Source organism: Rhodocyclaceae bacterium, assembly GCA_020248265.1.
Lineage (GTDB): Bacteria > Pseudomonadota > Gammaproteobacteria > Burkholderiales > CAIKXV01 > CAIKXV01.
The window spans coordinates 122,341-145,004 of sequence record JADCHX010000004.1; the positions used below are offsets into that span (position 1 = coordinate 122,341).

Consider the following 22,664-nt stretch of genomic DNA (forward strand, 5'->3'; position numbering starts at 1 on the left):
GCGGCCTCAGTGCGCGTCGGCAGACAGCTGCGCGAGTTCGACCAGGCAGTTGCCGGTGGCCGACGGGTCGATGAAGGCAATGCGCGCGCCGCCGTGGCCGATGCGCGGTACCGCGTCGAGCAGCGGGATGCCTTTCGCCTTGAGTTCTTCGAGCGCCTCGTCGATGTCCTCGACCTCGAAGCAGATGTGGTTCAGGCCACCCTTGCCTTCGGCGACCATCTTCGCCTGCTTGCTGTCGGGCGTGGTGCCAGCGATCAGTTCGACCATCGAATCGCCGACCGGGTAGAACGCGAGCTCGACCGGACGATCCGGCATCTTCTCGGTGCCGGTGAGCTTGATGCCGAAGCAGTCTTCCCAGAGCGCGCGGCTCTGCTCGAGGTTGCCGACGACGATGCCGACGTGTTCGATGCGCTTGATCTTCATGGAGGGCCTTTGACCGGATCGACCCGCGAAGGTTAACCCCGCGGTCGATTGTCTGCTATCCCGGCCTGGCCTCGACCGGTCAGCGGCCCGGTCCGAACACCTCCGTCCGCCACTGGTCGCTTGCTGCAGCAAATGCAGTGACGAAGCGCACGGTCTCTTCAAGGTCGGACGTCATGGGTTCGACGCCGAGGGTGTCGAACCGGGCGCGTACGGCCGGATCGCGCGAGGCGTCTGCCAGCGCCGCGTTGAGCCGAGCCTGCGTCGAGCCTGGCGTCCTGCCGGGTGCCCAGAGGCAGATGCCGCCATTGAATACATGGCCCTTCAGCCCGGCCTGCTCGGCGGTCGGGACTTCAGGCAAGGCCGGCAGGCGCTCCGACGACAGCACGGCGAGCGCGCGCAGCCTTCCGGACGCGATTAGCGGTACCGCAGCGGCGGACCCCTGTACCGCATAGGCAAGGCGGCCTCCGATCAGGTCGTTCATCGCGCCGTCCTTGTAGGGCACGTGCAGCGCCTCGAAGCCGAGGGCCCGTGCGAGCCGCGCGCCTTGAAGGTGGGGCGAACTGCCTTCGCCCTGAGATGGATAGGCAACCGGGTTCGGCTGGCTGCGGGCGAACGCCGCGAGTGCCTTGAGGCTGGTGACCGGCGAATTTCCCGTTACCAGTACCAGCCAGTGGTCACGCATCATCCTGCCGACGGGCGTGAGGTCCTTGAACAGCGCCAGCGGCGGCCGACCCTGGCTGACGAACGCATGCGTGATCGAGTCGCCCGAGCAGCCGCTGGCGTTGAGCACGTGGCCGTCGGGCGCTGCCGTGGCCGTGGCGCTGGTCGCCAGCGTGCCACCGGCACCCGGGCGGTTCTCGACGATGACCGGCTGGCCCAGCAGTGGTCCCATCGCGGCACCGAGCGTGCGCGCGACCACGTCGGGTGAAGTCCCGGCCGGAAGGCCGATGAGCACCCGGATCGGTTGCGTGGGGAAGGGCTGCGCCGCGGCATGCATGGCGGTGGTGATGCACACGGCGGCGAGCGCGAAGGTGGTCCTGCCTTTCGAGTCCATATCTCGTCCAGCTGATGGTGTGGCGCACACTCTATGCAGGGCGAGGCCGTCGGTCGAGCGGTTGCCGCACAGAACACAAGTGAATAGGATTCACCAATAAACCGTCGGCAGTCAGCTCGTCGTGGACAGACTCAGGAAGCTCGAGATACTCACCAGGGTCGCGGATGCCGGCAGCTTTGCCCGGGCCGCGCGGCTGCTGCTGATCACGCCCTCTGCGGTCAGTCATGCGATCACGACCCTCGAGCGCGAACTGGGCGTCGTGCTGTTTTATCGGACGACTCGGCAACTGCAGGTCAGCACCGAAGGCGCGGAGGTGCTGCGCCATGCGCGCGAAGCGCTCGCGACGCTGAGCCGGATCGAGTCGGTATCCACGTCGCAACGCGACCGGGCCGCGGGCACGCTCAAGCTGGGGGCGCCGCCCGGCTTCGCGCGGCATGTGCTGATGCCGATGCTGCCGGAGTTCAACAGACGGTATCCCGATATCCGGATCGAGATGCGAAACAGCGGCTCCGTGGTCGACATGCACCTGAGTGGGGCCGACCTGCACTTTCGTATCGGCCCGGTTGCAGACAGCTCGCTGGTCGTCCGCCCGCTCGCGCGGCTCAGGTTCGGCGTCTACGCATCGCCAGGATACCTCGCGCGCCATGGTATCCCGGCCTCGCCCGAGCAACTGCGCGCGCATCGTACGCTGGTGCACAAGTCACCACGCTCCAGCACGATCGCGCCGTGGGACCAGTGGACCTACGAGCGCGACGGAGTCGAGGGAGCCGTGCAGGTGGGCCATCATCTGGTCACCGACGACAGGGAGGCCCTGCTCGAGGCTGCGATCGCCGGCGCTGGCCTGTTCCGGATGGGTATGTTCTCGCCGGCATTGCTGAGCAGCGGGAGGCTCGTGCGCGTGCTGGAGCAATGGCAATGGCCGGGTGCACCCGCGCTGTCGATGCTCTATCGCCGCATGCCCCGCGTGCCGCGGCGCATCGCCGTCTTCATGGCGTTCGCCGAAGAAGCGGTGCGGGCGTTCGATCCGATGGGCCTGACCCTCGAAGCGAGGGTTGCCGACTGAAAGCCCGGCTTTGGAAGGCGGTCGTCGCCCTGCAGGACGCACTCACGTCCGCGCGAGTGCACCCGCATCACGGAGCGTCTCCAGGTCTCGTACGATCCCGATCACGCGCGCGGCGTCGCTGCCGCTGCGTCCGTAGGCAAACAGGCTGCGGAACTTGTCCTCGAGTTCGCGATCGGTCAGCGGCACTTCTACGCTGCCTCTGGCATGCGCAATGAAGGTCTCGTGCCGCGTGCCATCCTTCATCACCACGCACACGCCGGCGGCATCCTTTGCGACCGTATCGGAACACAGAAGCCTGGCGCGCCGACGCAGTGCTGTCACTTCGGGATCGCGTACCACGGCGTCGGTGAACTGCTGCACGCCGGCGGCACCCTGCACCATCGCCACCGCGATGCAATGCTCCGCCGACACTTTCGAGCGCATGCCGTCGGCTGGATCCGGTCGGGACATGATGATCTGCACAGCCGGGTTCACGGTGACCTCGACGCGATCGATGTCGCCCGCGCGGATGGCGTGGCGCTCGCGCAGCAGCAGGCAGCCGTCGATCACCGGATGCACGACGATGCCGCAGGGATAGGGCTTGAATGCGTTGGCCGCGAGCTCCCAGGTCAGGCCGAGCGTATCGGTCAGCGCGGACCAGTCGCAGCGCGTCGTGAAGGCATTGCCGAAGCCGCGCGGTGCCTCGAGCGCGCAGGCGGAGCTGGTGATGCCTTTCGAGGCGTACCAGGCGGCCATGAAACCGTTGCGGGCTGCATGGCCCATGTTGAACATCCGGGTCGGGCTGCCCAGCATCTCCGAAAGCCCGGCGGACTGGCTGGCCGCCATGCTGATCGCGTACGCGGCCTGCGTCTGGTCGAGCCCGAGCAGCCGCGCGCAGGCGGCCGCAGCGCCGATCGTGCCGCAGGTCGAGGTGACGTGCCAGCCGCAGGCGTAGTGCTCGGGCGAGATCGCGTTGCCCACCTTGCAGGCTGCTTCGATGCCGATGACGAACGCATGCATGAAAGCCTCGCCGGGCACCTTCAGGTGCTCGGCCAGCGCCAGCGTGGCGGAGGCCACGGGTACCGACGGATGGATCACCGTCTGCAGGTGGGTGTCGTCGAAGTCGAGCACGCTGGAGGCGACACCGTTGATGATCGCGGTGGTCGCCACGTCGAACCGGCGGTCACGGTTGATCACCGTGGCCTGTGCCGGTCCCGAGAAGACGGCCAGGGACTCGATCGCGAGGTCCACCGACGGTGCACGGGAGCCGCCGATGGCACAGCCCAGCCAGTTGAGCAGCGAGCGCTTGGCATCGTGGCGCACCGAGGCCGGCACGTCGCTCCAGCGCGCGTCCGCGATGAAGCTGGCGAGCCGGGCTGTCGCGCTCACCGTGCGTGCAGCTGCTGCTCTGCAGGCAGTGCCGCGTAGTGGGCCGCGATGTCCTTCGGCATCGCAACCCAGACATCGTCGCCGTGAGAAAGCATGTGCTGCAGCGCGCGGCGCAGCCGGGCCAGCCGGTAGGGTTGCCCGACGACGAAGGTGTGGATCGAGATCGCGTAGACCAGCGGCGTGTCCTTCGAACTGCGCAGCATCTCGTCGAAGTTGTCGACCAGCATCTCGGCATACTCCGCGCCGGTGTTGCGCCGGTAGACCACCGCCGGCTGGTCGTTGAGTTCGATCGGGTAGGGCATCGCCAGCATGCTGCCGGTCGCCGACTTCACCCAGAACGGCTGCTCGTCGCAGATGCCCCAGTCCATGCAGTACTGGTAGCCGCTCTCGGCAAGCAGGTCGGTCGTGTGCTCGCTCGGCGTGAGGTAGGGCGACATCCAGCCCACCGGCTTGACGCCGTTGCGCTCGGTGAAGGTGCGCGTCACGTCCTGCACCATCTCTCGCTCCTGCTCGAGCGTCATCTCGATCTGGCGCTCGACCTGGTTGCGGCCGTGCGCGATGAGTTCGTCCCCGCGCTTCACGTGCGCCTCGAGCACCTCCGGGCAATGGTCGTAGATCGCGGTGTTGGCGATCACGCCGACGGATAGCTCGAGCTCGTCGAACAGGTTCATCAGGCGCCAGGCGCCGACGCGGTTGCCGTACTCGCGCCACAGCCAGCTGCGCTGGCTCCAGGGTAGCGTCGGGCGGTCGAGGTCGGGGCCCGAGTTCTGTCCCCACGGGAAGTGCTCGACGTTGACCGAAACGTAGAGCGCGAGGCGCTTGCCATCCGGCCAGGTGAAAGCGGGCCTGCGCGAGACCGGCGAATAGCCGAACCGTTCGGGTTTCTTCAGCATGGTGTCCTCGTCTTGTCCTTCGGGTTGGATCAGATCGACGGCGGGTCTTCGCGCACGATACGCTCGGCGAACTGCAGGTCGACGTAGTCTTCATATGCACCGGACCTGGAGATCGCGCCGCACGACAGCATCGCGTCGCGCTTCCAGTCGAGCCCGGTGCGCTGGACGATGGGGTCGGCGCTCCAGACGCCGGTCGCCTTGTAGCCGTCGAAGCAGGTGGCGAGCACGTCGCGCGGCACCTCGGGCAGGTAGCCGGACACGACCCCGGCCAGTTCAGCCCCCGAGTGTGCCGCGATCCACTTCTGGGTGCGGTACATCGCTCGCGTGACGCCCAGCACCGTATCCGGATGGCTGCGTATGAACGCCCGCGTCGTGTTGAGCGTGGTGTAGCAGGCCAGCCCGCGGTCGGACGCGCGGTACCAGACATGGCCGATGCCCTCGTCGATGGCCGCCTGCGCGAACGGCTGGAACACCTGGATCACGTCGACCTCGCCTGCGCGCAGGGCGGCCACGTTCTCGGCCATCGTGCGCTCCGGCGCACGCGCCACCTGCTTCGGGTCGATGCCGGCCAGCACGAGGTCGCGCTGCAGGCAGATCCAGGGCGTGGGTACTTCGCTCACCGTGGCGACCCGCGGACCGACCAGGTGCTGCATCGTGAAGCCTGGATTCGGCGTGCGGCCGAGCACGAAGAAGGGATCGCGGCCGACCACTTCGCAGAAGGCCACCGAATCGGATTCGGGGTCTTTGTCGAGCGCGATCATCAGCCGCATCGGACCGCCCCACGACACCTCTGCGCCGCCGGTCGCGAGGATCTGGATCGTCTCGGCAGAGGTCTTCGGCGTGATCATGCCGATCTCCAGGCCTTCGGCCCGCCAGGCACCGAGTTCGGCGGCGGCGTAGAAGGGTGCATAGAACAGCGCACGGAAATTCTCGATCAGGGTGAGTTTCATCGGGGCCTGTGCTGCGGACGATAGGATCACGATCGACGATCCTACAATGCATCCCGAGGGTGTGCTCCGATTCCGCCGGCCACCGATGCTCGTGCGCACATCGCCAGCCTTGGCGGGCAGCTGCGCAGGCACGCGCGATGAAGCCTCAGCCGATCGCGCGACTTACTGCGCGGGTCGGCCCGCTCCAGCTCGGGATGTAGGCCGCCTTGCGGCCGACGCCGCCGCAGACCACCAGCAGCAGGTCCTGCGGCGTCGCGCCGACGGGCAGCCCGCCGTGCGCGAGCGCCGCACCCTGTTCCGCCAGCGAGCGGCGCATCGGCTCACCCAGCCAGTCGATGGGTAGCCGTGCGCGCGCATGGATCAGCGCGGCGGCCTGTGCCTTGCTGCATCCGCCGCGCTGGAACAGCGTTGCATGCTCGGGCGGTACCAGCAGCACCGCCTGCCCGCCGCCGACGGTGCCGGCCGCGCTTACATTGCCGGCGGCCGGCATCGAGCCGGCGTAGGTCTGCGCGAGGTCGGCCGGATCGCGGCTGGAACTGTCGTTGATCTCGACGCTGCCCGCTGCGCCGACGACCGTGACCACGCCCTGCGCCGGGTCGAAGCCACGATCGACGTGCAGGGGCGTCCATGGGCTGTCCGCCTCGTTCTCCGCGACGCAGAAGCTGTACTTGCCCGGCTGCCCGAGCGTGGCCATGTCGACCTCGCCGGGCATCGCGCCGCCTACGTTGCGCAGCACCAGGCCGAGCGCGCGGCCGATCGACGCGTTCGCCAGGTTACCCGGACCGAGCGCGTTGGCGCCCGCATTCATGCCGGCCGCGAGTGCTGCGGGCCCGTTGACGATCACCATCGGGCAGGCCGAGCCGGTGGTGGTCGCGATGCCCAGCATGTTGAAGTCGTCCGCGCACATCGACGCGACCGCCGCCCCCACGATCTTCAGGCAGGTCGGCGTGCATCCGGCCATCACCGCGTTGATCGCCACCTGCTGCCAGGTGACGTCGACATAGGTCGGCGGCAGGACCCCGAGCGTGCCTGCCGGATCCACGCCGGCCGCCGCCATCATCCGCTCGACGCGCGCGGTCGTCGGCGGAATCACCGGCAGCCCGTCGGTGAGGCCTGCGGCCAGCAGCGCGGCCTGGGTGGTTTCATAGTCCGACGACGGGCCAGCCCAGCAGTCCATGTACATCCTCCGGCAGTGGCGCGGCAGGCGCGGCGCCCGGCGCTAGGCTACTGCACCGGGGCACCGGCCGGGGCGCCGCGCACGCGTGACGCCGTGCGCCGGGATGAATACCATCCATGCATCCCAGCACTGGCCGGAGGCCTTCCGTGGACGATGATGACCGCCGCGCGTTCACGCAACTGCTGGACGACCTTCGCGACCTTCACGACCTTCACGACGAGGCCGACGCAGACGCGGTGATGCAGCGCCCCGGCATCGACGACCGTACCCGCGCACTGCTCGCACTGGCCATGGTCGCCGCACGCTGCGAGGACGACAAGGTGCCGGCGCAGGTGCGACGTTGCGTGGCGCAGGGCCTCGGGCGCAGCGAGGTCGGCGAGGCCCTGCTGCAGGTGTACTGCTATGCCGGGGTATACGCCGGGCTGTCCAGCTTCACTGCGGCGCGCGCGACCTTCGATGCGATGGAAGCCGCCGGCGAGCTGCCGCCTTCGCTTGCAGCGGTGGTCAACCCGCCGGCACCGTCGACGACCATCGCCGGGCGCACGGCCGACGGAGCCCGCATGCGGCGCACGCTTTTCGGCGACGAGAACGTCGATCGCAACGAGCGCGAGGCCGGCGACTTCATGAACCTGTTCTGGTCGATCACCCACGACTTCTGCTTCGGCAACATCTGGTCTCGGCCATTGTTCGACCGGCAAATGCGCAGCCAGCTCTGCCTGGCGATCGCATCGGCCGCCGGCCAGGTGGGCGCGGTCGACCGTCATGTGCGCAGCGCGGTGCGCGGTGGCGTGACGCGCGAGCGCATCGGCGAGATCTTCATCCTCGCCGGTGCGCTCGCCGGCGCAGCCAGCGGCCGCGCCGCGTTCGAGAAGGCGCGGCAGGTGTTCGCGGAACTGGACGGCTGACGCAGCAGCGCCGCCGCCCGCGGCTACTGCAGCGTGATCTTCGCTGCCTTGATCACCTTGCGCCACGCTTCGAACTCCGCGCGCATGAACTTCGCCAGCCCCTCGGGTGAACTCGGTGCCGGTTCTGCGCCCTGGCTCGCGAACAGCTCGGACATGTCGGGCTGGTTGAGCGCTCTCACCGTTTCGGCGTTGACCTGGTTGACGATGTCCCTCGGCATTGCGGCTGGGCCGTACAGCCCGTACCAGGTCGTGTACTGGAAGGCCTGCAGCCCCGGTGTCTCGGAGACGGTGGGCACGTCCGGCGCGGCCGGGGAGCGCTTCGCACTGCCGACGGCGATGGCGCGCAGCCGTCCCGACTTGATGTGCGGCAGCACCGACGGCATGCTGTTGAACAGCAGCGAGACCTGGCCGGATATGACATCGGTCATGGCCGGCGTGGTGCCCTTGTAGGGGATGTGCACCATGTCCATGCCGGTCATCGACTTCAGCAGTTCCATCCCCATGTGGTTCGGGCTTCCCGGGCCGACCGATGCATAGTTGATCTGCCCCGGCTTCGACTTCGCGAGCTTGACCAGTTCGCTCACCGTTCGCACCGGCAGCGACGGGTGCACCACCAGGATCTGCGGGTTGATCACCAGCAGTGCGATCGGTGCGAGGTCGGTGAACACGTCATAGGGCAGCTTGCTTACCGCTGGCGCCACGGCCATCGAGCCCGATGTGCCCAGCAGCAGCGTGTGCCCGTCGGGTGGCGAGCGCAGCACCATCTCGACGCCTACCACGCCGCCGGCGCCGGGCCGATTCTCGATCACCACCGGCTGCTTCCAGGCATCGCCCAGGCGCTGCCCGAGTGCACGGGCGACGAAATCCACCGGCCCTCCGGGCGGGAAGTGCACGACGATACGCAACGAGCGGTTGGGAAAACTCTGCGCGTGTGCGGACATCGCCCCGGCCAGCAGGCCGATGGCGACGCCCAGGCGCAACGACCTGGATCTGTGCATTCGATGCTCCTCCGGAAGGTCTGTTCTCGTAAGGTGTCAATCTAGCACGCGGCGCCGCAGCCGCTGCCGGAACACGCTGCGGGACGATTCGTGTACTGTCGATCGACCGCATTCGTCGAGGCTGGATTCATGGCATCGCTGTCCCGGCAGTCGCAGCATCCCTGGCAATCGACCGTCATCGAGCTGTCCGCGCTGATGGCGCGCAAGGCGCTTTCACCGGTCGAACTGCTCGAGATGTACCTCGCCCGGATCGAGCGTATCAACCCGGTGCTCAACGCGATCGTCGCCCTCGATATCGACGGCGCGCGCGCCGCCGCGCAGGCCTCCGAGCACCGGATGATGTCCGGCACCCGCCTGGGCGTGCTCGACGGCATTCCCGCGACCATCAAGGACAATCTGTTCGCGAAAGGCCTGCCGGCGACATGGGGCAGCCGGCTGTTCGACGGATTCATGCCGGCGGACGACGATCGCGTCGTCGCAAACCTGCGCGCGGCGGGCGGGGTGATCGTCGGCAAGACCAATACGCCGGAACTCGCGCTGGCCGCGCATACCGATAACCTGCTGTTCGGCAAGACACGCAATCCGTGGGATACGGCGCTCACGCCCGGCGGCTCCAGCGGTGGCGCGGTCGCGGCGATCGCCGCCGGGCTGGCGCCGATCGCCATCGGCACCGATGCCGGCGGCTCGATCCGGCGCCCGGCGGGCTACACGGGCATCGTGGGGCTGCGCCCGTCGACCGGACGCATCCCGCGCCGGCATGGCTTCCCGGCGCTCGCCAACGATTTCCAGGTGATCGGCCCGGCGGCGCGCACGGTTGCGGAGCTGTACGAGGTGTTCCGCACCGTTGCGTGCCCCGAGGCTGCCGATCGTGCGTCGCTCGCCTTCGGTGACCGGCCGTTGCCGCAGTCACTGGAGTCCCGGTCGCTGCGCCGGCTGCGCATCCGGTACGTATCCGGCATCGGCAGTGAGCCGGTCGACCCGCAGGTGCGCGCGGCGATCGCCCAGGCCGCGCAGCAGGTCGCCGCGCTCGGCCACGAGGTGGTCGAAGGGCCGGTGCCGTTCGACATCGACCAGGTCGATGCGATCCGTGGCGTGCTCAGCGGCGCAGCCGTCGCGCGCGTGGTCGAGAAGCACGCCGACTGGCGCGAGAAGGTCGGCGAGGCGATCCTCGACTGGGGGACGAAGGGCCTGCGCCTGACCGCGACCGACTATGTGAACGCGCTCGATTCGCTGCAGGCGCTGCGCGTCCGCGCGACCGCCGAGTTCGAGACGTTCGACATCCTGCTGACTGCGACCTCCACTGCAATGCCATGGCCGGTCGAGTATCCGTTGCCGAAGGAGATCGACGGACGCCCCGCAGCCGCGCGCGGCTCTGGGCTCTTCTCGGGTTACGTGAACGCCGCGGGCCTGCCGGCGATCAGCGTCCCGGTCGATCCTTCCCCGGCGGGCCTGCCGATCGGCATGCAGCTGGTCGGGGCGTTCGGCGAAGACCTGACCGTGCTGCAGCTGGCACGGCAGTTCGAGGAAGCGCATCCGTGGGCTGCGCGCTGGCCTGCGCTTGCCACCGCCGACGCGTGACGCCTTGAGCCACCTTCGATCCGGCCGGTACGGTTCATGCATGGCTGGATGTACCGACACCGGAGCCTTCGAATGAAACTGCCTGCCCGCGCCTTCCTGTTTTCGACAGCTGCATTCGCCGCGATCCTCAGCGCTGGCGCCTGCGCCCAGGATTACCCGCAGCGCAGCGTGCGGCTGGTGATCCCGTTCCCGCCGGGCGGCGCGACCGACGGCCTTGCCCGCGTCGTTGGCCAGGGACTTACCGCGAACTGGGGGCATCAGATCGTGGTCGACAACCGACCAGGGGCCGGTGGCAACATCGGCGCGATGATCGTGGCGAAGGCACCGCCGGATGGCTACACGCTGTTCATGGTCGGCCTGAGCCACGCCGCCAACCTCAGCCTGTACCGGAAGCTCGACTACCACCCGCTGCGCGACTTCACGCCGATCACGCAGGTGGTGTCGATCGACACCTTCCTCGCGGTGCATCCGTCCCTGCCTGTGAAGTCGGTGAAGGAGCTGCTCGCGCTGGCCCGCGCGAAGCCGGGCAGCCTCAACTACGCCTCCGGCGGCAACGGCAGTTCGCCGCACATGGCGATGGAACTGTTCAAGAGCCTGGCGAAGGTCGATATCGTGCACGTGCCCTACAAGGGTACCGAGTCGGTGATCGGCCTGATGCGCGGCGAAGCCGGCATGATCTTCGAGAACCTGATTTCGATCGGCGCGCAGATCAAGAGCGGCAAGCTGCGCGCGCTGGCGATCGGCAGCCCCCGGCGGTCGGCCGCGATGCCCGACATCCCGACGGTGTCCGAAGCTGGCGTGCCGGGCTACGCCGTCTCGCTCTGGTTCGGGATGCTCGGGCCGGCCGGGCTGCCGAAGCCGATCGTCGACAAGGCCTGGCGCGACACGGCCGCCCTGCTGAAGAACGCCGATGTGCGCGAACGGTTCGCGAGTCTGGGTGCCGACCCGATCGGCAGCACGCCTGACGAGTTCACCGCCTTCATCAAGACCGAGATCGCCAAGTGGGAGAAGGTCATCCGCGGCGCGAACATCCAGGTCGATTGAGCCGGGGCGGCCCGCGTGACCTGTCGCGGGGCCGACGTTCGCGGCGCGCCTTCGCCGCATCGCTGTCGGACGGGCGTCGTGTTCTGGCGTTGATGCACCGAGCTGCTGACGGTCAGACACGCAGAATCACACGGTTTCTCGCGTGCCGGCGTAGTAGCATCCGGGGTTTGCCCTGCAGCCTGCAGGCAAAACCCCGAAGGCGCGGCCCTGTTGTCGTCGCCAGAGCCCGCCCGGAGACCGCATCCTGCCTGCCTTGCGCTACCTGCCACCTGCACGATGGTTGCACTGGATCACCGCCGCCCTGATGCTGGTGATCATCGTCGCCGGGCTCTGGATCGTCTACTTCGAGCCGGCCGACGAGGCATTCAAGATGCGCCTCTACAACGTGCACGAGAGTCTGGGCGTGATTGTGTTCGTCCTCGCCCTGGCGCGCATCGTCTATCGTCGGCTGAATCCGCCGCCTCCGCTGGCAGACGATACGCCGACATGGGTCCGCTTGTGCGCGCATTTGACCCATGGCGCGTTATACGCGCTGCTGCTCCTGATGCCGGTGATCGGATTCCTCGCGACCAACGCCTGGGGTTTCCCGCTGTCGGTGTTCGGCGTGCTGCCGCTGCCATCTCCGATTGGCAAGAATGAGTCGTTGGCGCAATGGCTTTCGCTGTTCCACTGGTGCGGGGCGATCACGATCATCCTTCTGATCGGAGGCCATCTGGCCGGCGTGGTCTACCACACGTTCGTCCGTCGCGACGGCCTCCTGAAACGAATGACCTAGCAGGCGATACAGATGTCTAACGACACACCTGCCGCGGACCGTCTGGCCGTGGCCTCCGGAAATATCCGTCCCTCGATGACGTGGCGTCGCGTCGGCTTCGCCGCGCTGGTGCTTTCGACCTCGGGCGCGCTTCTGTGGCTGATGGCGCTCACGCTGTTCGTCGACGATGTCGATCCGATCGGGCTGCTGATGCTGGCGCTGTTCGCCCTGACGCTGCCCTGGACCGCCATCGGGTTCTGGAACGCCGTTATCGGCTTCGCGGTGATGACTTTCAGCCGCGATCCGGCACAGGCAGTTGCACCCGACCTGTGCAACGTGGCTGACGATGCGCCTATCGATAGCTCCACCGCGCTGCTGATCTGCGTGCGCAACGAGGATACGCGGCGGTTGCAGCGCAACCTCGAGTGGATGCTGCAGGGGCTGGTCTCCACCGGCCATGCGTCCGCCTTCCATCTCTACATGCTGAGCGACAGCGACGACGCAGCGATTGCCGCTGCCGAAGCGCAGACGGCTGCGGCCCTGTCCGCGCGTTTCGACGGTCTCGTGCAGGTGACCTACCGGCAGCGTAGCGTCTGCACCGGCTACAAGGCGGGCAACATCCGCGACTTCTGCGAGCGCTGGGGCGACCGCCACCCGTTCGCGATCGTGCTCGATGCCGACAGCGTGATGACTGCGGAGTCGATGCTGCGGCTGGTGCGCATCATGCAGGCGCGGCCGCACCTCGGCATCGTGCAGACACTGGTGACCGGCCTGCCGAGCGCGAGCCCGTTCGCGCGGGTGTTCCAGTTCGGCATGCGCCTGGGCATGCGGTCGTACACGCTCGGCTCCGCATTCTGGCAGGGCGATTGCGGTCCGTACTGGGGCCACAACGCGATCCTGCGTGTAGCGCCGTTCACCGCGCATTGCCACCTGCCGGTGCTGCCCGGCGGCCCGCCGCTCGGCGGGCATGTGCTGAGCCACGACCAGGTCGAGGCAGTGCTGATGCGCCGTGCCGGCTACGAAGTACGGGTACTGCCGGTCGAGGACGGCAGCTGGGAAGAGAATCCGCCGGCGCTGCCCGAGTTCATCCGCCGCGACCTGCGCTGGTGCCAGGGCAACATGCAGTACCTGAAGCTGCTCGGCCTGCGCGACCTGTTGCCGGTCAGCCGCATCCAGCTGGTGCTGGCGATCGCGATGTACTTCGGCTCGCTCGCCTGGCTGCTGCTCATGTTCGCGGGGCTGGTGCGGCAGCTGCCGCTGCGCCCCGATACCGGCCTGATGCTGTTCGTGGCCATACTCACCATGACTTTCGCGCCGAAGCTGGCGACGCTGTTCAACGTGCTGGCGCGTGCGCGCCTGCGTGCTGCCTTCGGCGGAACGCTGCGCATCCTGGCCAGTGCCTTCATCGAACTGCTGCTGACCACGCTGCTGGCACCTGTCTCGGCAGTCGCCATCAGCATCTTCCTGCTCGGACTGCCGTTCGGTCGCCGCGTCGGCTGGACCTCCCAGCAGCGCGACGCCGCGCAGGTGCCGCTGTCGGTCGCGGTTCGCTGTCTCTGGCCGCAGGCGCTGACCGGGCTGGTCCTGGCTGGCGCGACGCTGTGGATCGCGCCCGGGGCGTTCTGGTTCGGCCTGCCGATCTACCTCGGCCTGCTGCTGGCGATACCGCTCGCGATGGCCACGGCCTCGCCTGCCCTCGGTCGGACGATGGCGCGCGCCGGTCTTTGCCGCACGCCCGACGAGACATGGCCGGCTGCGGTGGTGGCGACCGACGCTGCCGCCGCCGAACTGTTCGCACCCGGCCTCGAGCCTTCGATGGCGGCGAACGGCTGATGCGCAAGATCCTTGTCTGCTTGCTGTCGGCTACTGCGCTGGCGGGAACGGTCGGCTGTACGGTCATCGACCCGGCGCGCCGGGCAACCATGCCGGTGCAGGCCGAATTCATCAACGCGAGCCAGCCGACGCTGTGCGCCGAAGAAGACAACGTCTATGTGAAGGTCGTGGGCACCGGCATCTCCGCGTTCCGGATCGTGGCCGAACATCCGCCGTACATTGCCTCGGTGGTGAAGGACAGCACAGACCCCGACTTCACGAACTGCGACATGTCGAACGACCCGGTGTACAAGTTCGAACCGCGGACCGTGATCCTGTACGAGGACGCCCGCACGCGGTTGGTGGGGCACGCATTCCCGACGTTCTGGCGGCCGGAGTCGGTCGACTTCCGCGTGGGTGACCGCGTGGAGCGCGGCCTGCATCTCGTGCAACTGGTGCGGCTGGCGGTTCCCGGCCCTGAGCCCAAACCGCGCGATGTCGAGATACTCGTGCTCTATCCGTCGGACGGCTACTGGCGTCCGAAGCCGCTGCCGCCATCGACGCTGCCCGACAGTGCCTATGGCAGTTCCTTTCTGTTCGGCCCGGTAGAGCATGACGGTCGTCCGTATGTCGCGCTGCGCGAAGTCACCTTTGACCCGGTGCGCGAGAACTTCGACCTGGTGTTCCGCGATGGTTCGCGCGGGCGTCTGGGCGTCTCCGAGGTGTCGCGCAAGCAGCTCGTGCTGTCGCTGTCGCTCGACCGGCCGCTGGCGCCCGACCGCCCGTTCGCGGCGCTGCGGTCGATGTTCGTCACGACTGACCAGGCGGATGTGTCGCTGGTCGCCTGGAACGCCGGGGCTGCCGGCACGCAGTCGACCGCACCAGTTCTTTCCTTCGGGGGCATTCGCGCGCCAGCTGCGCGCTTCGGTCGCAGCGAGCCCTCGCATCACAACCTCAGCGCTCCGGATATCGTGTTCGACGGCTTCACCGCCTTCGCGCCCCGCTGATATTCCGCCCGCATCGAAACCGAACACCGACCCATGCCGCCCGAACTCGACGTGACTGCCCATCCTTCCGCCGAACCGGCGCCGGCTGGCGGCGTGCAATGGCAGGCGCTGCTCGATGGCGATACCGTGGCGCTCGCGCAGTGGCCGCACGACCCGCTGGTATCTCTGTACGGACCGCTGTGTGCGGGACGACGGGACCGGCCGCTGGTGGTCGGCCATCTCGCGCAGAGCCTGGACGGCCGGATCGCGACCGCCAGCGGCATGTCGCGCTGGCTCAGCGGTGACGAAGACCTGCTGCACACGCATCGCATGCGCGCGATTTCGGATGCCGTCCTGGTGGGCGTGAACACCGTCCTGCATGACGATCCGCAGCTGACCGTACGCCGTTGCCTCGGCCGCCACCCCGTGCGGGTGGTGATCGATCCCGAACGTCGACTCGATGGCACACAGCGCGTGTTCGTCGACGATGCCGCGCCGACGCTGCTGCTGGTGGCCGCAGGTCGCGGGCAGGAGGGCGAACGCGTCGGCCGCGCGCAGGTCGTACCGGTCGAACGCGGCGCGCGTGGCCTGGATCCGCGCGAGATCTGTCGTGTCCTGGCTCGGCGCGGGCTGCATCGGCTGCTGGTCGAAGGCGGCGGCATCACCGTGTCACGATTCCTCGAGGCGGGCGCGCTGCACCGGCTGCAGGTCACGGTGGCACCGGTGATCCTGGGCTCGGGCCGCCCCGCCATCACGTTGCCCGAGATCCGCGATCTGGGGCTGAGCCTGCGTCCGCGCACCCGGCGCGTGATGCTGGGCGATGACGTGATGATCGAATGCGATCTCGAATCGCTCGTTGATGCCGGGCCGGGTGCCCATGCTTGAGGGCATCGCGAACGGCGGCAGCGGGGCCGATGTTCCTGCCGCCACCGCGCGTGCATTCTGGGTCACCGGTCCTTCTCGGGGCGAACTGCGCGATGCGCCGCTGCCGCCGGTCGGAGCGGGCGAAGTACGCGTACGCAGCCTGTACAGCGGCATCAGCCGCGGCACCGAAGCGCTGGTGTTCCGGGGTGCGGTGCCACCGAGCCAGTGGCAGGCGATGCGCTGCCCGTTCCAGCAGGGCGACTTTCCGGCGCCGGTGAAGTATGGCTACTGCTCGGTCGGTGTGGTCGAAGACGGCGTCGACGATCTGCTCGGGCAGCGCGTGTTCTGCCTGCATCCGCACCAGGACCGCTATGTCGTGCCTGCCGGATGGGTCACCCGGCTGCCCGCGTCGCTTCCGGCGCCGCGCGCGGTACTTGCCGCGAACATGGAGACCGCAGTCAACGGCCTGTGGGACGCCGCTCCGCGCCTGGGCGACCGGCTCACCGTCGTGGGCGCGGGCGTGGTCGGCCTGCTGGTCGCGACGCTCGCCGCGCGCATCCCCGGTGTCGAGGTCGAACTGGTCGACCCGGACGTACGCCGTGCCGCCGTTGCCGGCAGGCTCGGACTGCGCCATGTGCTGCCGTCCGACGCAGCCGGCGAGCGCGACATCGTCGTGCATGCCAGTGGCCATCCGGACGGGCTCGCGACCGCCTTGTCGCTCGCCGGCTTCGAGGCCACGGTGCTCGAGATGAGCTGGTACGGCGATCGCAGCGTGCCCGTGCCGCTCGGGGAGTCCTTCCACAGCCGCCGGCTGATACTCCGCTCGTCGCAGGTCGGGGCGGTTGCCACCGCGCAGCGCGCGCGTTGGGATACCCGCCGGCGCATGGCGCTGGCGCTCGACCTGTTGGCCGACGACGCTTTCGATGCGCTGGTCGAGGCACAGGTCGGCTTCGACGATCTGCCCTACGCGATGGCGCGGCTCGCCCATTCACCCGATGGTGCGCTGTGCACCGTCGTGACCTATTCCTGATCCTGGAGTACCCGCATGTACAGCCTAGCCGTTTCCGACCACATCATGATCGCGCACAGTTTCAACGGCGAGATCTTCGGCCCGGCGCAGCAGCTGCACGGCGCCACCTACGGCGTCGAGATCGAGCTGCGTCGCGCAGAACTCGATGCGAACGGGCTGGTGTGCGACATCGGTCTTGCCTTGCAGGCGCTGCGCGACGTGCTCGCCGGGCTCAATTACAAGAATCTCGACACGCTGCCCGAACTGGCCGGCCGCAACACCACCACCGAGTTCATGGCGGGCGAGATCTTTCGCCGCATGCAGGCACGGATCGCGGCCGGAGAGGTCGGACCCGGTACGGCGGGACAACTGGCATCCATGCGGGTGACGCTGCGCGAGTCGCCGGTCGCCTGGGCCAGCTACGAAGGCGTGTTGCGTTGACCGGATCGCCCGTGGTGCGGGCTGGATCGCCTTTGGCAGAGGTTGGATCGCCTTTGGCAATGCTCGTACCCGGCGCACTGGACCAGTTTACCGGCGGCTATCTGTTCGACCGCCGGGTGGTTGACGGCCTGCGCGCATCGGGGCGCAGCGTGCGCGTGGTGGAACTGCCCGGCGCCTATCCCGATGCGGACGCGGCTGCGCGCGCGGCTGCAACAGATGCACTGCATGCCTTGCCCGACGGAAGCCTCGCCGTGATCGACGGGCTCGCGCTGCCGGGCTTCGCAGATTGCCTGCAGGCCGAGGCGAAGCGCCTTCGTCTGCTCGGCTTCATCCATCATCCGCTGTCGCTCGAGACCGGCATTGCGCCAGCCATGGCCGAGCGCATGGCCGGCATCGAGCGCAGGCTGTGGCCGATGCTGCGCGGGCTGCTGTGCCCGAGTGCGCACACGGCGCGCTGCCTCGCAAACGCGGGCGTCGACGCGGCGCGCATCGCGGTCACGCCGCCCGGCACCGAGCGCCCGCCGGAGGACGCCGTACACCAGCTGGCGGGTGCGGGTGATGGCGGCACGCTGAGGCTGCTGTCGATCGGCAGCGTCGTGCCGCGCAAGGGACACCGGTTGCTGGTCGAAGCACTGGCCGGACTGAAGGCATTACCGTGGCGCCTGAACTGCATCGGCAGCACCGAGCGCGATCTCGCTGCGGTCGCCGGTGTGCGTGCTGCGATCGCCAGCCATGGACTGGATGGCCGCGTGGCACTTGCGGGCGAGGTGGGGCCGGATGCGTTGCGCGAAGCGTGGCACGATGCCGACGTATTCGTCCTTCCATCGAGCCACGAGGGTTATGGCATGGCCTATGCAGAAGCGATGGCGCGCGGGCTTCCGGTAATCGGAACCACGGCAGGCGCGATCCCGGATACGGTGCCGGAGACGGCGGGTCTGCTGGTCGAGGCCGGCGACGTCGATGCGTTGCGCATTGCGCTCGAACGGCTGATGGTCGATGCAGCCCTGCGGCAGCAGCTTGCCGCCGGCGCCCTGGAGGCAGCGGCTGCGCTGCCCGACTGGCCGACGGCGGTACGGCACTGGGCCGACGCAGCCGATCGGCTCGCGGCATGAGCGGCTTCGATGCCGGCTGGCTCGCGCTGCGCGAGCCGTTCGATGCAGCTGCGCGCGATGGCGCTCTGGCGCGGTGCTTCATCTCGGCGGTCGTTGCGCGGGCATCGATGCGCACGACAGGCAGTACACCTGATGCCGCCTCGCCCGTCGGTACGGCGCCAACCGCCTGGAGGCCTGGGGCAGCGCGCATGGTCGACCTTGCTGCAGGTGCCGGTGCGAACCTGCGCGTGCTGGCGCCTCAGATACCGGGCGACCAGGACTGGCTGCTCGTCGACCACGATCCGCAACTGATCGCGGCGCAGGCGGGCGCGCTCGGCCGCTGGGCAGGCGCGCAGGGTTGGCACTGCAGCGCCGCCGCCGGTGGCCTGCTGATCGATACCGGCCGTGCGCAGTGGCGCGTGCGCGCCCGCCGGCTGGACCTCCAGACATCGTTCGACCAGCTGCACCTGGGGTCCTTCGATGGTGTGACCACCACCGCCTTCCTCGACCTGGTATCGGACGCATGGCTCGAGCGGCTGGCCGATCGTGTCGCCGCCGCGGCGCTGCCGCTGCTGGCCACCCTCACGGTGGATGGTCGGCGCGAGTGGCAGCCGCCCGCCGACGGCGATGCCGCGATCGCAGCCGCGTTCGAGCGGCACCAGCGGGGCGACAAGGGCTTCGGAGCCTCGGTCGGCCCGGCCGCCGCCGCCGCGCTGCTGGCGAAGCTGGATGCGCGGGGCTATCGTACGCAAAGCGCCCGCAGCGACTGGCGCATCGAAGCCGGACAGGACGGGATGCTGCTGCGGATGGTTGACGAATGCGCCGCGGTGGCGGACTCGACACTGTCGGCCGAGGGGGCGCTGGTCGACCCGGTGAACCAGTGGGCAATGCTGCGCAGGCGGCAGGCCGCCGCCGGTACATTGACGCTGCAGGTCGGGCATCGTGACGTGGTGGCGCTGCCCGCATAACCCCGCAGGAGGTGCCGCATGCAATGCCATCGACGTCTTCTCGATACATCGGTAGCCGCGATCATCGCTGCAGCCGTACTGCTGCCGTCACTCGCGACCGGCGACGCCGCCGCACAGGCGCCGTATCCGCAGCGGCCGATCCGCCTGATCATCGGCCAGTCCCCCGGCGGCGCGTCGGACACCGTTGGCCGGATTTCCGCGCAGAAGCTGGGCGAGTACCTCGGGCATTCGGTGCTGGTCGATAACCGGCCCGGTGCCAGCGGGGCGATCGCGAGCGACATCGTCACCCGAGCGCTGCCCGACGGCCACACCATGCTGCTCGGCGGCGCGAGCCTGGTCATCAACGCGGCTCTGTCGCCCGATCGGCCGTTGCGGCTGGGCAAGGACTTCACGCCGATCACGCTGCTCGCCGAGTCGTCGAACGTATTCCTGGTGCATCCGTCGCATCCGGCGCGCACCCTCAGGGAACTGATCGACTTCGCCCGCAGCCGGCCGGGGCAGGTCGACTACGCATCGCCGGGCCCCGGCTCGCCGCAGCACCTGGCGGGAGAGCTGCTGAACGTGGTGGCCGGCATCCGCATGGTACACATTCCCTACAAGGGTAGCGGACCTGCGCTGGCCGACCTGCTCGGCGGCCGCGTGCTGGTGATGTCCTCGACGCTGCCGTCGGCCGCCGCGCACATCAAGTCCGGTAGGGTGCGTGCGCTGGCCGTGACCGTGTCGAAGCGTGCGCCGTCGCTGCCCGACGTGCCGACGGTCGCCGAAGCGGGGGGCTTCCCGGACTACGAAGTGGCGACCTGGCAGAGCCTGCTGTTCCCCGGAGGTACGCCGAAACCCTTCGTGGACACGATCCAGTCGCAGGCTGCGAAGGCCCTGTTCAGTCCGGAGGTTGCGGCGCGCCTGCGCGACCAGGGCTACGAACCGGTCGCGAGCACGCCGGCGCGCTTCACCGCGTTCCTCGAAGCGGAACTGGCGAAGTGGCCGAAGGTGATCAAGGCTGCAGGCATCAAGGCGGAGTAAGGGCGATGCACGGTCCGACGCGTGGCTCTGTCGTCTGGCTCGACCCGGACCAGGCCGAACTCGATGCGTCCTTCGACCAGGCGGGCCATGCGGCGAACCGCGCCCAGGTCACCGGGCGCTATGCGTTCATGGCCGAGCAGTGCTGGAGCAGATGGAGCTGAATCTGGGCCGGTGACCGGCCTGACCTCTCAGCGCTGCGGCGCCACCGCCAGCCCGTGCCCGACGTTGTGCCTGTCGATCAGTTTCGCGACCAGGCCCGACGCCTTCACGTCCTCGATGAAATCGCACAGGTAGGCGTTGCCGGCGGGGCGACCCTTCGGCGTGCCCGCCGCCTGCTGCACGGCTGCGAACTGCCCGGGGATCAGGTGCGTGCCGGGGATCTTCTCCACGTCCTGGGTCAGTCGATCCTTAAGGCCAGCCAGCGCGTCGAAGTTCTCCTCGACGAACCGGCGGGCGGCCGTATCGGCCATGTCGACGCCGGTGAGCTTTGCGTGCTTCAGGTTGGCCGCCAGCCACAGCCCGTAGGCGGCCTTGGCCGGCACGATCACCGTCACGCCATCGCGGTCGACATCGGCGATCGACTTCAACGGCGAACCGTCGCGTACCAGGTAGGTGGCCTCGATCTCGACATAGGCCGCGGAGAAATCGATCAGCACCGCGCGCGCCGGCTCGGCACCGAGGAAGCCGACATCCCAGATGCCCTTGTCCGCGCTCTCGGCCAGCTTGCCCGGGTTCGGGAACTCGATGATCTCGGTCGGCACGCCGAGCCGCCGCCCGAGTTCATGCGCGAGGTCGAGCGCGACGCCCCTTGGCGTGCCGTCCGGCTCGCGCGCGGTCAGCAGGAAGTTGGAGAAGTTGATGCCGGCGCGAAGCTTGCCAGTCGGTGCCAGGTCGGCGAGTACGGCAGGGGATACCACGGTCATCTTCTCTGGCTCCATCGGGTGGGCGGCAATGCGCCCGGGGCTGCCGTTCAGCGCGGCTTGGCGGCCTCGGCGGCGGCGGCCGCTGCCGGATCGGCAGGCACGGCCTGCAGCGGTCGGCGTACGTACTTCGGCGCACGCAGGGTCGGGTCGACCAGCTTCAGGTACTGCGGGCCGAGCTGGCCGAGGTGGTGCACCCCGAGCAGCGCCTGCACGCGGTGGATCTCGTCGCGGAAGATGTCGAGTGCGCGGGCGGCACCGGCCTCGCCACCGGCGGCCACACCGTACAGCGTGGCGCGGCCGACCATCACCGCGTCGGCGCCCAGGGCGAGTGCCTTCACCACGTCGCTGCCGCGCCGCACGCCGCTGTCCATGAACACGGTCGCCCGTCCTGCGATCGCGTCGACGATCTCGGGCAGGGCTTCGATCGGCGAGATGATGCCGTCGAGGTTGCGGCCGCCGTGGTTCGATACGCCGATCCCGTCGGCGCCGTGTTCGACTGCGCGTAGCGCGTCGGCCGGATCGAGCACACCCTTCACGATCAGCTTGTGCGGCCAGATCTTGCGCAGCGCGTCGAGGTCGTCCCAGTTGATCGAGTCCGAGCGCAGGCTGGAGCGGCCCACCGGGCCGGCGGTGAGCTTCGCGCGCGCTGCGGCCGGATAGTTGGCATAGGTCGGCATGCCGCTGGTGGCGAGGTAGCGCGCCATCGTGCCGAACAGCCAGCGCGGGTGCTTCATCATGTCGACCATGTTGCGGGTCGAGAAGGTGAACGGGATCGTGAAGCCGTTGCGGATGTTGTATTCGCGGTTGCCCGAGGACACGCCGTCGACGGTGACGATCAGCGCCTTGTAGCCGGCGTCGCGCGCGCGCATCACGAGCTCGTGCGACAGCGAGCGGTCGGGCCACATGTAGAGCTGGAACCAGAGGTCGCCGCCGGCTTCCTTCGCGACCTTCTCCATCGGCGTCACCGAACCGGTGGCCAGCGTGAACGGAATGCCGGCCGCGCGCGCTGCGCGCGCCAGCGCGACCTCGCCCTCGTACCACATCAGCCCGGCGACCCCGGTCGGTGCGATGGCGATCGGCATCTTGTGGTTCACGCCGAAGATCGTGGTGGCCTGGGTGCGCTTGGACACGTCGACCAGGGTGCGCGGCTTGAAGCGGATGCCGTCGAAGATCGACCGGTTGTTCTTCAGCGAGACTTCGTCTTCGGTGCCGCGGTCGGTGAACTCGAACAGGCCTTTCGGCACGCGGCGCAGCGCCTGCTCGCGCAGGTCGAAGATGTTGTAGGCGTTCAGCTTGTCGTTGGCCACGCGTGTCTCCTCAGGTCGCGGTCCGGGCGCCGTCGG

Annotated in this window: 23 protein-coding genes; 14 read left to right on the forward strand and 9 right to left on the reverse strand. The window is 68.7% G+C overall.

Annotated features, from left to right (window positions below):
- Positions 1-6: 6 nt before the first annotated feature.
- Both ING98_04305 and ING98_04310 read right to left on the reverse strand, forming a co-directional pair.
- Complete coding sequence (locus ING98_04305) at positions 7-423, reverse strand: VOC family protein (GenBank protein MCA3101072.1); 417 nt, start codon at positions 421-423, stop codon at positions 7-9.
- A gap of 79 nt (positions 424-502) precedes the next feature.
- A complete protein-coding gene (locus tag ING98_04310; GenBank protein MCA3101073.1) occupies positions 503-1,477 on the reverse strand; it encodes a tripartite tricarboxylate transporter substrate binding protein in 975 nt (324 codons plus the stop codon).
- 121 nt (positions 1,478-1,598) lie between these two features.
- Between ING98_04310 and ING98_04315 the strand changes: the two genes are divergently transcribed.
- A complete protein-coding gene (locus tag ING98_04315; protein ID MCA3101074.1) occupies positions 1,599-2,540 on the forward strand; it encodes a LysR family transcriptional regulator in 942 nt (313 codons plus the stop codon).
- A 42-nt stretch (positions 2,541-2,582) separates the two neighbouring features.
- Here ING98_04315 and ING98_04320 read toward each other — a convergent pair whose 3' ends face one another.
- From ING98_04320 to ING98_04335, 4 genes are all read right to left on the reverse strand, one after another.
- Positions 2,583-3,908: an MmgE/PrpD family protein gene (locus ING98_04320; GenBank protein ID MCA3101075.1), complete on the reverse strand. Its 1,326-nt coding sequence runs from the start codon at positions 3,906-3,908 to the stop codon at positions 2,583-2,585.
- Complete coding sequence (locus tag ING98_04325; GenBank protein ID MCA3101076.1) at positions 3,905-4,801, reverse strand: polysaccharide deacetylase; 897 nt, start codon at positions 4,799-4,801, stop codon at positions 3,905-3,907. The genes ING98_04320 and ING98_04325 overlap by 4 nt, the downstream gene beginning before the upstream one ends.
- 29 nt (positions 4,802-4,830) lie before the next feature.
- Positions 4,831-5,751, reverse strand: coding sequence for an ABC transporter substrate-binding protein (locus ING98_04330; GenBank protein MCA3101077.1), 921 nt, complete (start codon positions 5,749-5,751; stop codon positions 4,831-4,833).
- A 145-nt stretch (positions 5,752-5,896) separates the two neighbouring features.
- Positions 5,897-6,928 carry a hypothetical protein gene (locus ING98_04335; protein MCA3101078.1) on the reverse strand — a complete coding sequence of 344 codons (1,032 nt, stop codon included), beginning with the start codon at positions 6,926-6,928 and terminating at the stop codon, positions 5,897-5,899.
- A gap of 146 nt (positions 6,929-7,074) precedes the next feature.
- On the opposite strand from ING98_04335, the gene ING98_04340 reads away from it, so the two are divergent.
- Complete coding sequence (locus ING98_04340; GenBank protein ID MCA3101079.1) at positions 7,075-7,833, forward strand: carboxymuconolactone decarboxylase family protein; 759 nt, start codon at positions 7,075-7,077, stop codon at positions 7,831-7,833.
- Between the two features lie 23 nt (positions 7,834-7,856).
- Here ING98_04340 and ING98_04345 read toward each other — a convergent pair whose 3' ends face one another.
- Complete coding sequence (locus ING98_04345) at positions 7,857-8,831, reverse strand: tripartite tricarboxylate transporter substrate binding protein (GenBank protein MCA3101080.1); 975 nt, start codon at positions 8,829-8,831, stop codon at positions 7,857-7,859.
- A gap of 129 nt (positions 8,832-8,960) precedes the next feature.
- Between ING98_04345 and ING98_04350 the strand changes: the two genes are divergently transcribed.
- From ING98_04350 to ING98_04405, 12 genes are all read left to right on the forward strand, one after another.
- On the forward strand, positions 8,961-10,409 hold the full coding sequence (locus ING98_04350) for an amidase (GenBank protein MCA3101081.1): 1,449 nt from the start codon (positions 8,961-8,963) through the stop codon (positions 10,407-10,409).
- Positions 10,410-10,481: 72 nt separating this feature from the next.
- Entirely contained in the window at positions 10,482-11,453 is a 972-nt protein-coding gene (locus ING98_04355) for a tripartite tricarboxylate transporter substrate binding protein (protein ID MCA3101082.1), read from the forward strand.
- A 253-nt stretch (positions 11,454-11,706) separates the two neighbouring features.
- The gene (locus ING98_04360; GenBank protein MCA3101083.1) at positions 11,707-12,228 is read left to right on the forward strand and encodes a cytochrome b; all 522 of its coding nucleotides are present in this window, start codon (positions 11,707-11,709) and stop codon (positions 12,226-12,228) included.
- Between the two features lie 75 nt (positions 12,229-12,303).
- Positions 12,304-14,040, forward strand: a complete 1,737-nt coding sequence (gene mdoH, locus ING98_04365; protein ID MCA3101084.1) for a glucans biosynthesis glucosyltransferase MdoH — start codon at positions 12,304-12,306, stop codon at positions 14,038-14,040.
- The gene (locus tag ING98_04370; GenBank protein MCA3101085.1) at positions 14,040-15,026 is read left to right on the forward strand and encodes a hypothetical protein; all 987 of its coding nucleotides are present in this window, start codon (positions 14,040-14,042) and stop codon (positions 15,024-15,026) included. The genes mdoH and ING98_04370 overlap by 1 nt, the downstream gene beginning before the upstream one ends.
- Before the next feature lie 33 nt (positions 15,027-15,059).
- Entirely contained in the window at positions 15,060-15,890 is an 831-nt protein-coding gene (locus ING98_04375; GenBank protein MCA3101086.1) for a RibD family protein, read from the forward strand.
- Positions 15,883-16,899 (forward strand): zinc-binding alcohol dehydrogenase, encoded by a 1,017-nt coding sequence (locus ING98_04380; GenBank protein ID MCA3101087.1) that lies wholly within the window; start codon positions 15,883-15,885, stop codon positions 16,897-16,899. The genes ING98_04375 and ING98_04380 overlap by 8 nt, the downstream gene beginning before the upstream one ends.
- Positions 16,900-16,914: 15 nt before the next feature.
- Positions 16,915-17,319, forward strand: a complete 405-nt coding sequence (locus ING98_04385; GenBank protein MCA3101088.1) for a 6-carboxytetrahydropterin synthase — start codon at positions 16,915-16,917, stop codon at positions 17,317-17,319.
- 59 nt (positions 17,320-17,378) lie between these two features.
- Positions 17,379-18,431, forward strand: coding sequence for a glycosyltransferase family 4 protein (locus ING98_04390; GenBank protein ID MCA3101089.1), 1,053 nt, complete (start codon positions 17,379-17,381; stop codon positions 18,429-18,431).
- Complete coding sequence (locus ING98_04395) at positions 18,428-19,378, forward strand: hypothetical protein (protein ID MCA3101090.1); 951 nt, start codon at positions 18,428-18,430, stop codon at positions 19,376-19,378. Before ING98_04390 ends, ING98_04395 begins: the two co-directional genes overlap by 4 nt.
- An 18-nt stretch (positions 19,379-19,396) precedes the next feature.
- Positions 19,397-20,398 carry a tripartite tricarboxylate transporter substrate binding protein gene (locus tag ING98_04400; protein ID MCA3101091.1) on the forward strand — a complete coding sequence of 334 codons (1,002 nt, stop codon included), beginning with the start codon at positions 19,397-19,399 and terminating at the stop codon, positions 20,396-20,398.
- 5 nt (positions 20,399-20,403) lie between these two features.
- On the forward strand, positions 20,404-20,559 hold the full coding sequence (locus tag ING98_04405) for a hypothetical protein (protein ID MCA3101092.1): 156 nt from the start codon (positions 20,404-20,406) through the stop codon (positions 20,557-20,559).
- Between the two features lie 27 nt (positions 20,560-20,586).
- Here the strand turns inward: ING98_04405 and ING98_04410 are convergent, their stop codons facing one another.
- Entirely contained in the window at positions 20,587-21,321 is a 735-nt protein-coding gene (locus tag ING98_04410) for a transporter substrate-binding domain-containing protein (protein ID MCA3101093.1), read from the reverse strand.
- 47 nt (positions 21,322-21,368) lie between these two features.
- Positions 21,369-22,628: an alpha-hydroxy-acid oxidizing protein gene (locus ING98_04415; protein MCA3101094.1), complete on the reverse strand. Its 1,260-nt coding sequence runs from the start codon at positions 22,626-22,628 to the stop codon at positions 21,369-21,371.
- Positions 22,629-22,664 lie beyond the last annotated feature (36 nt).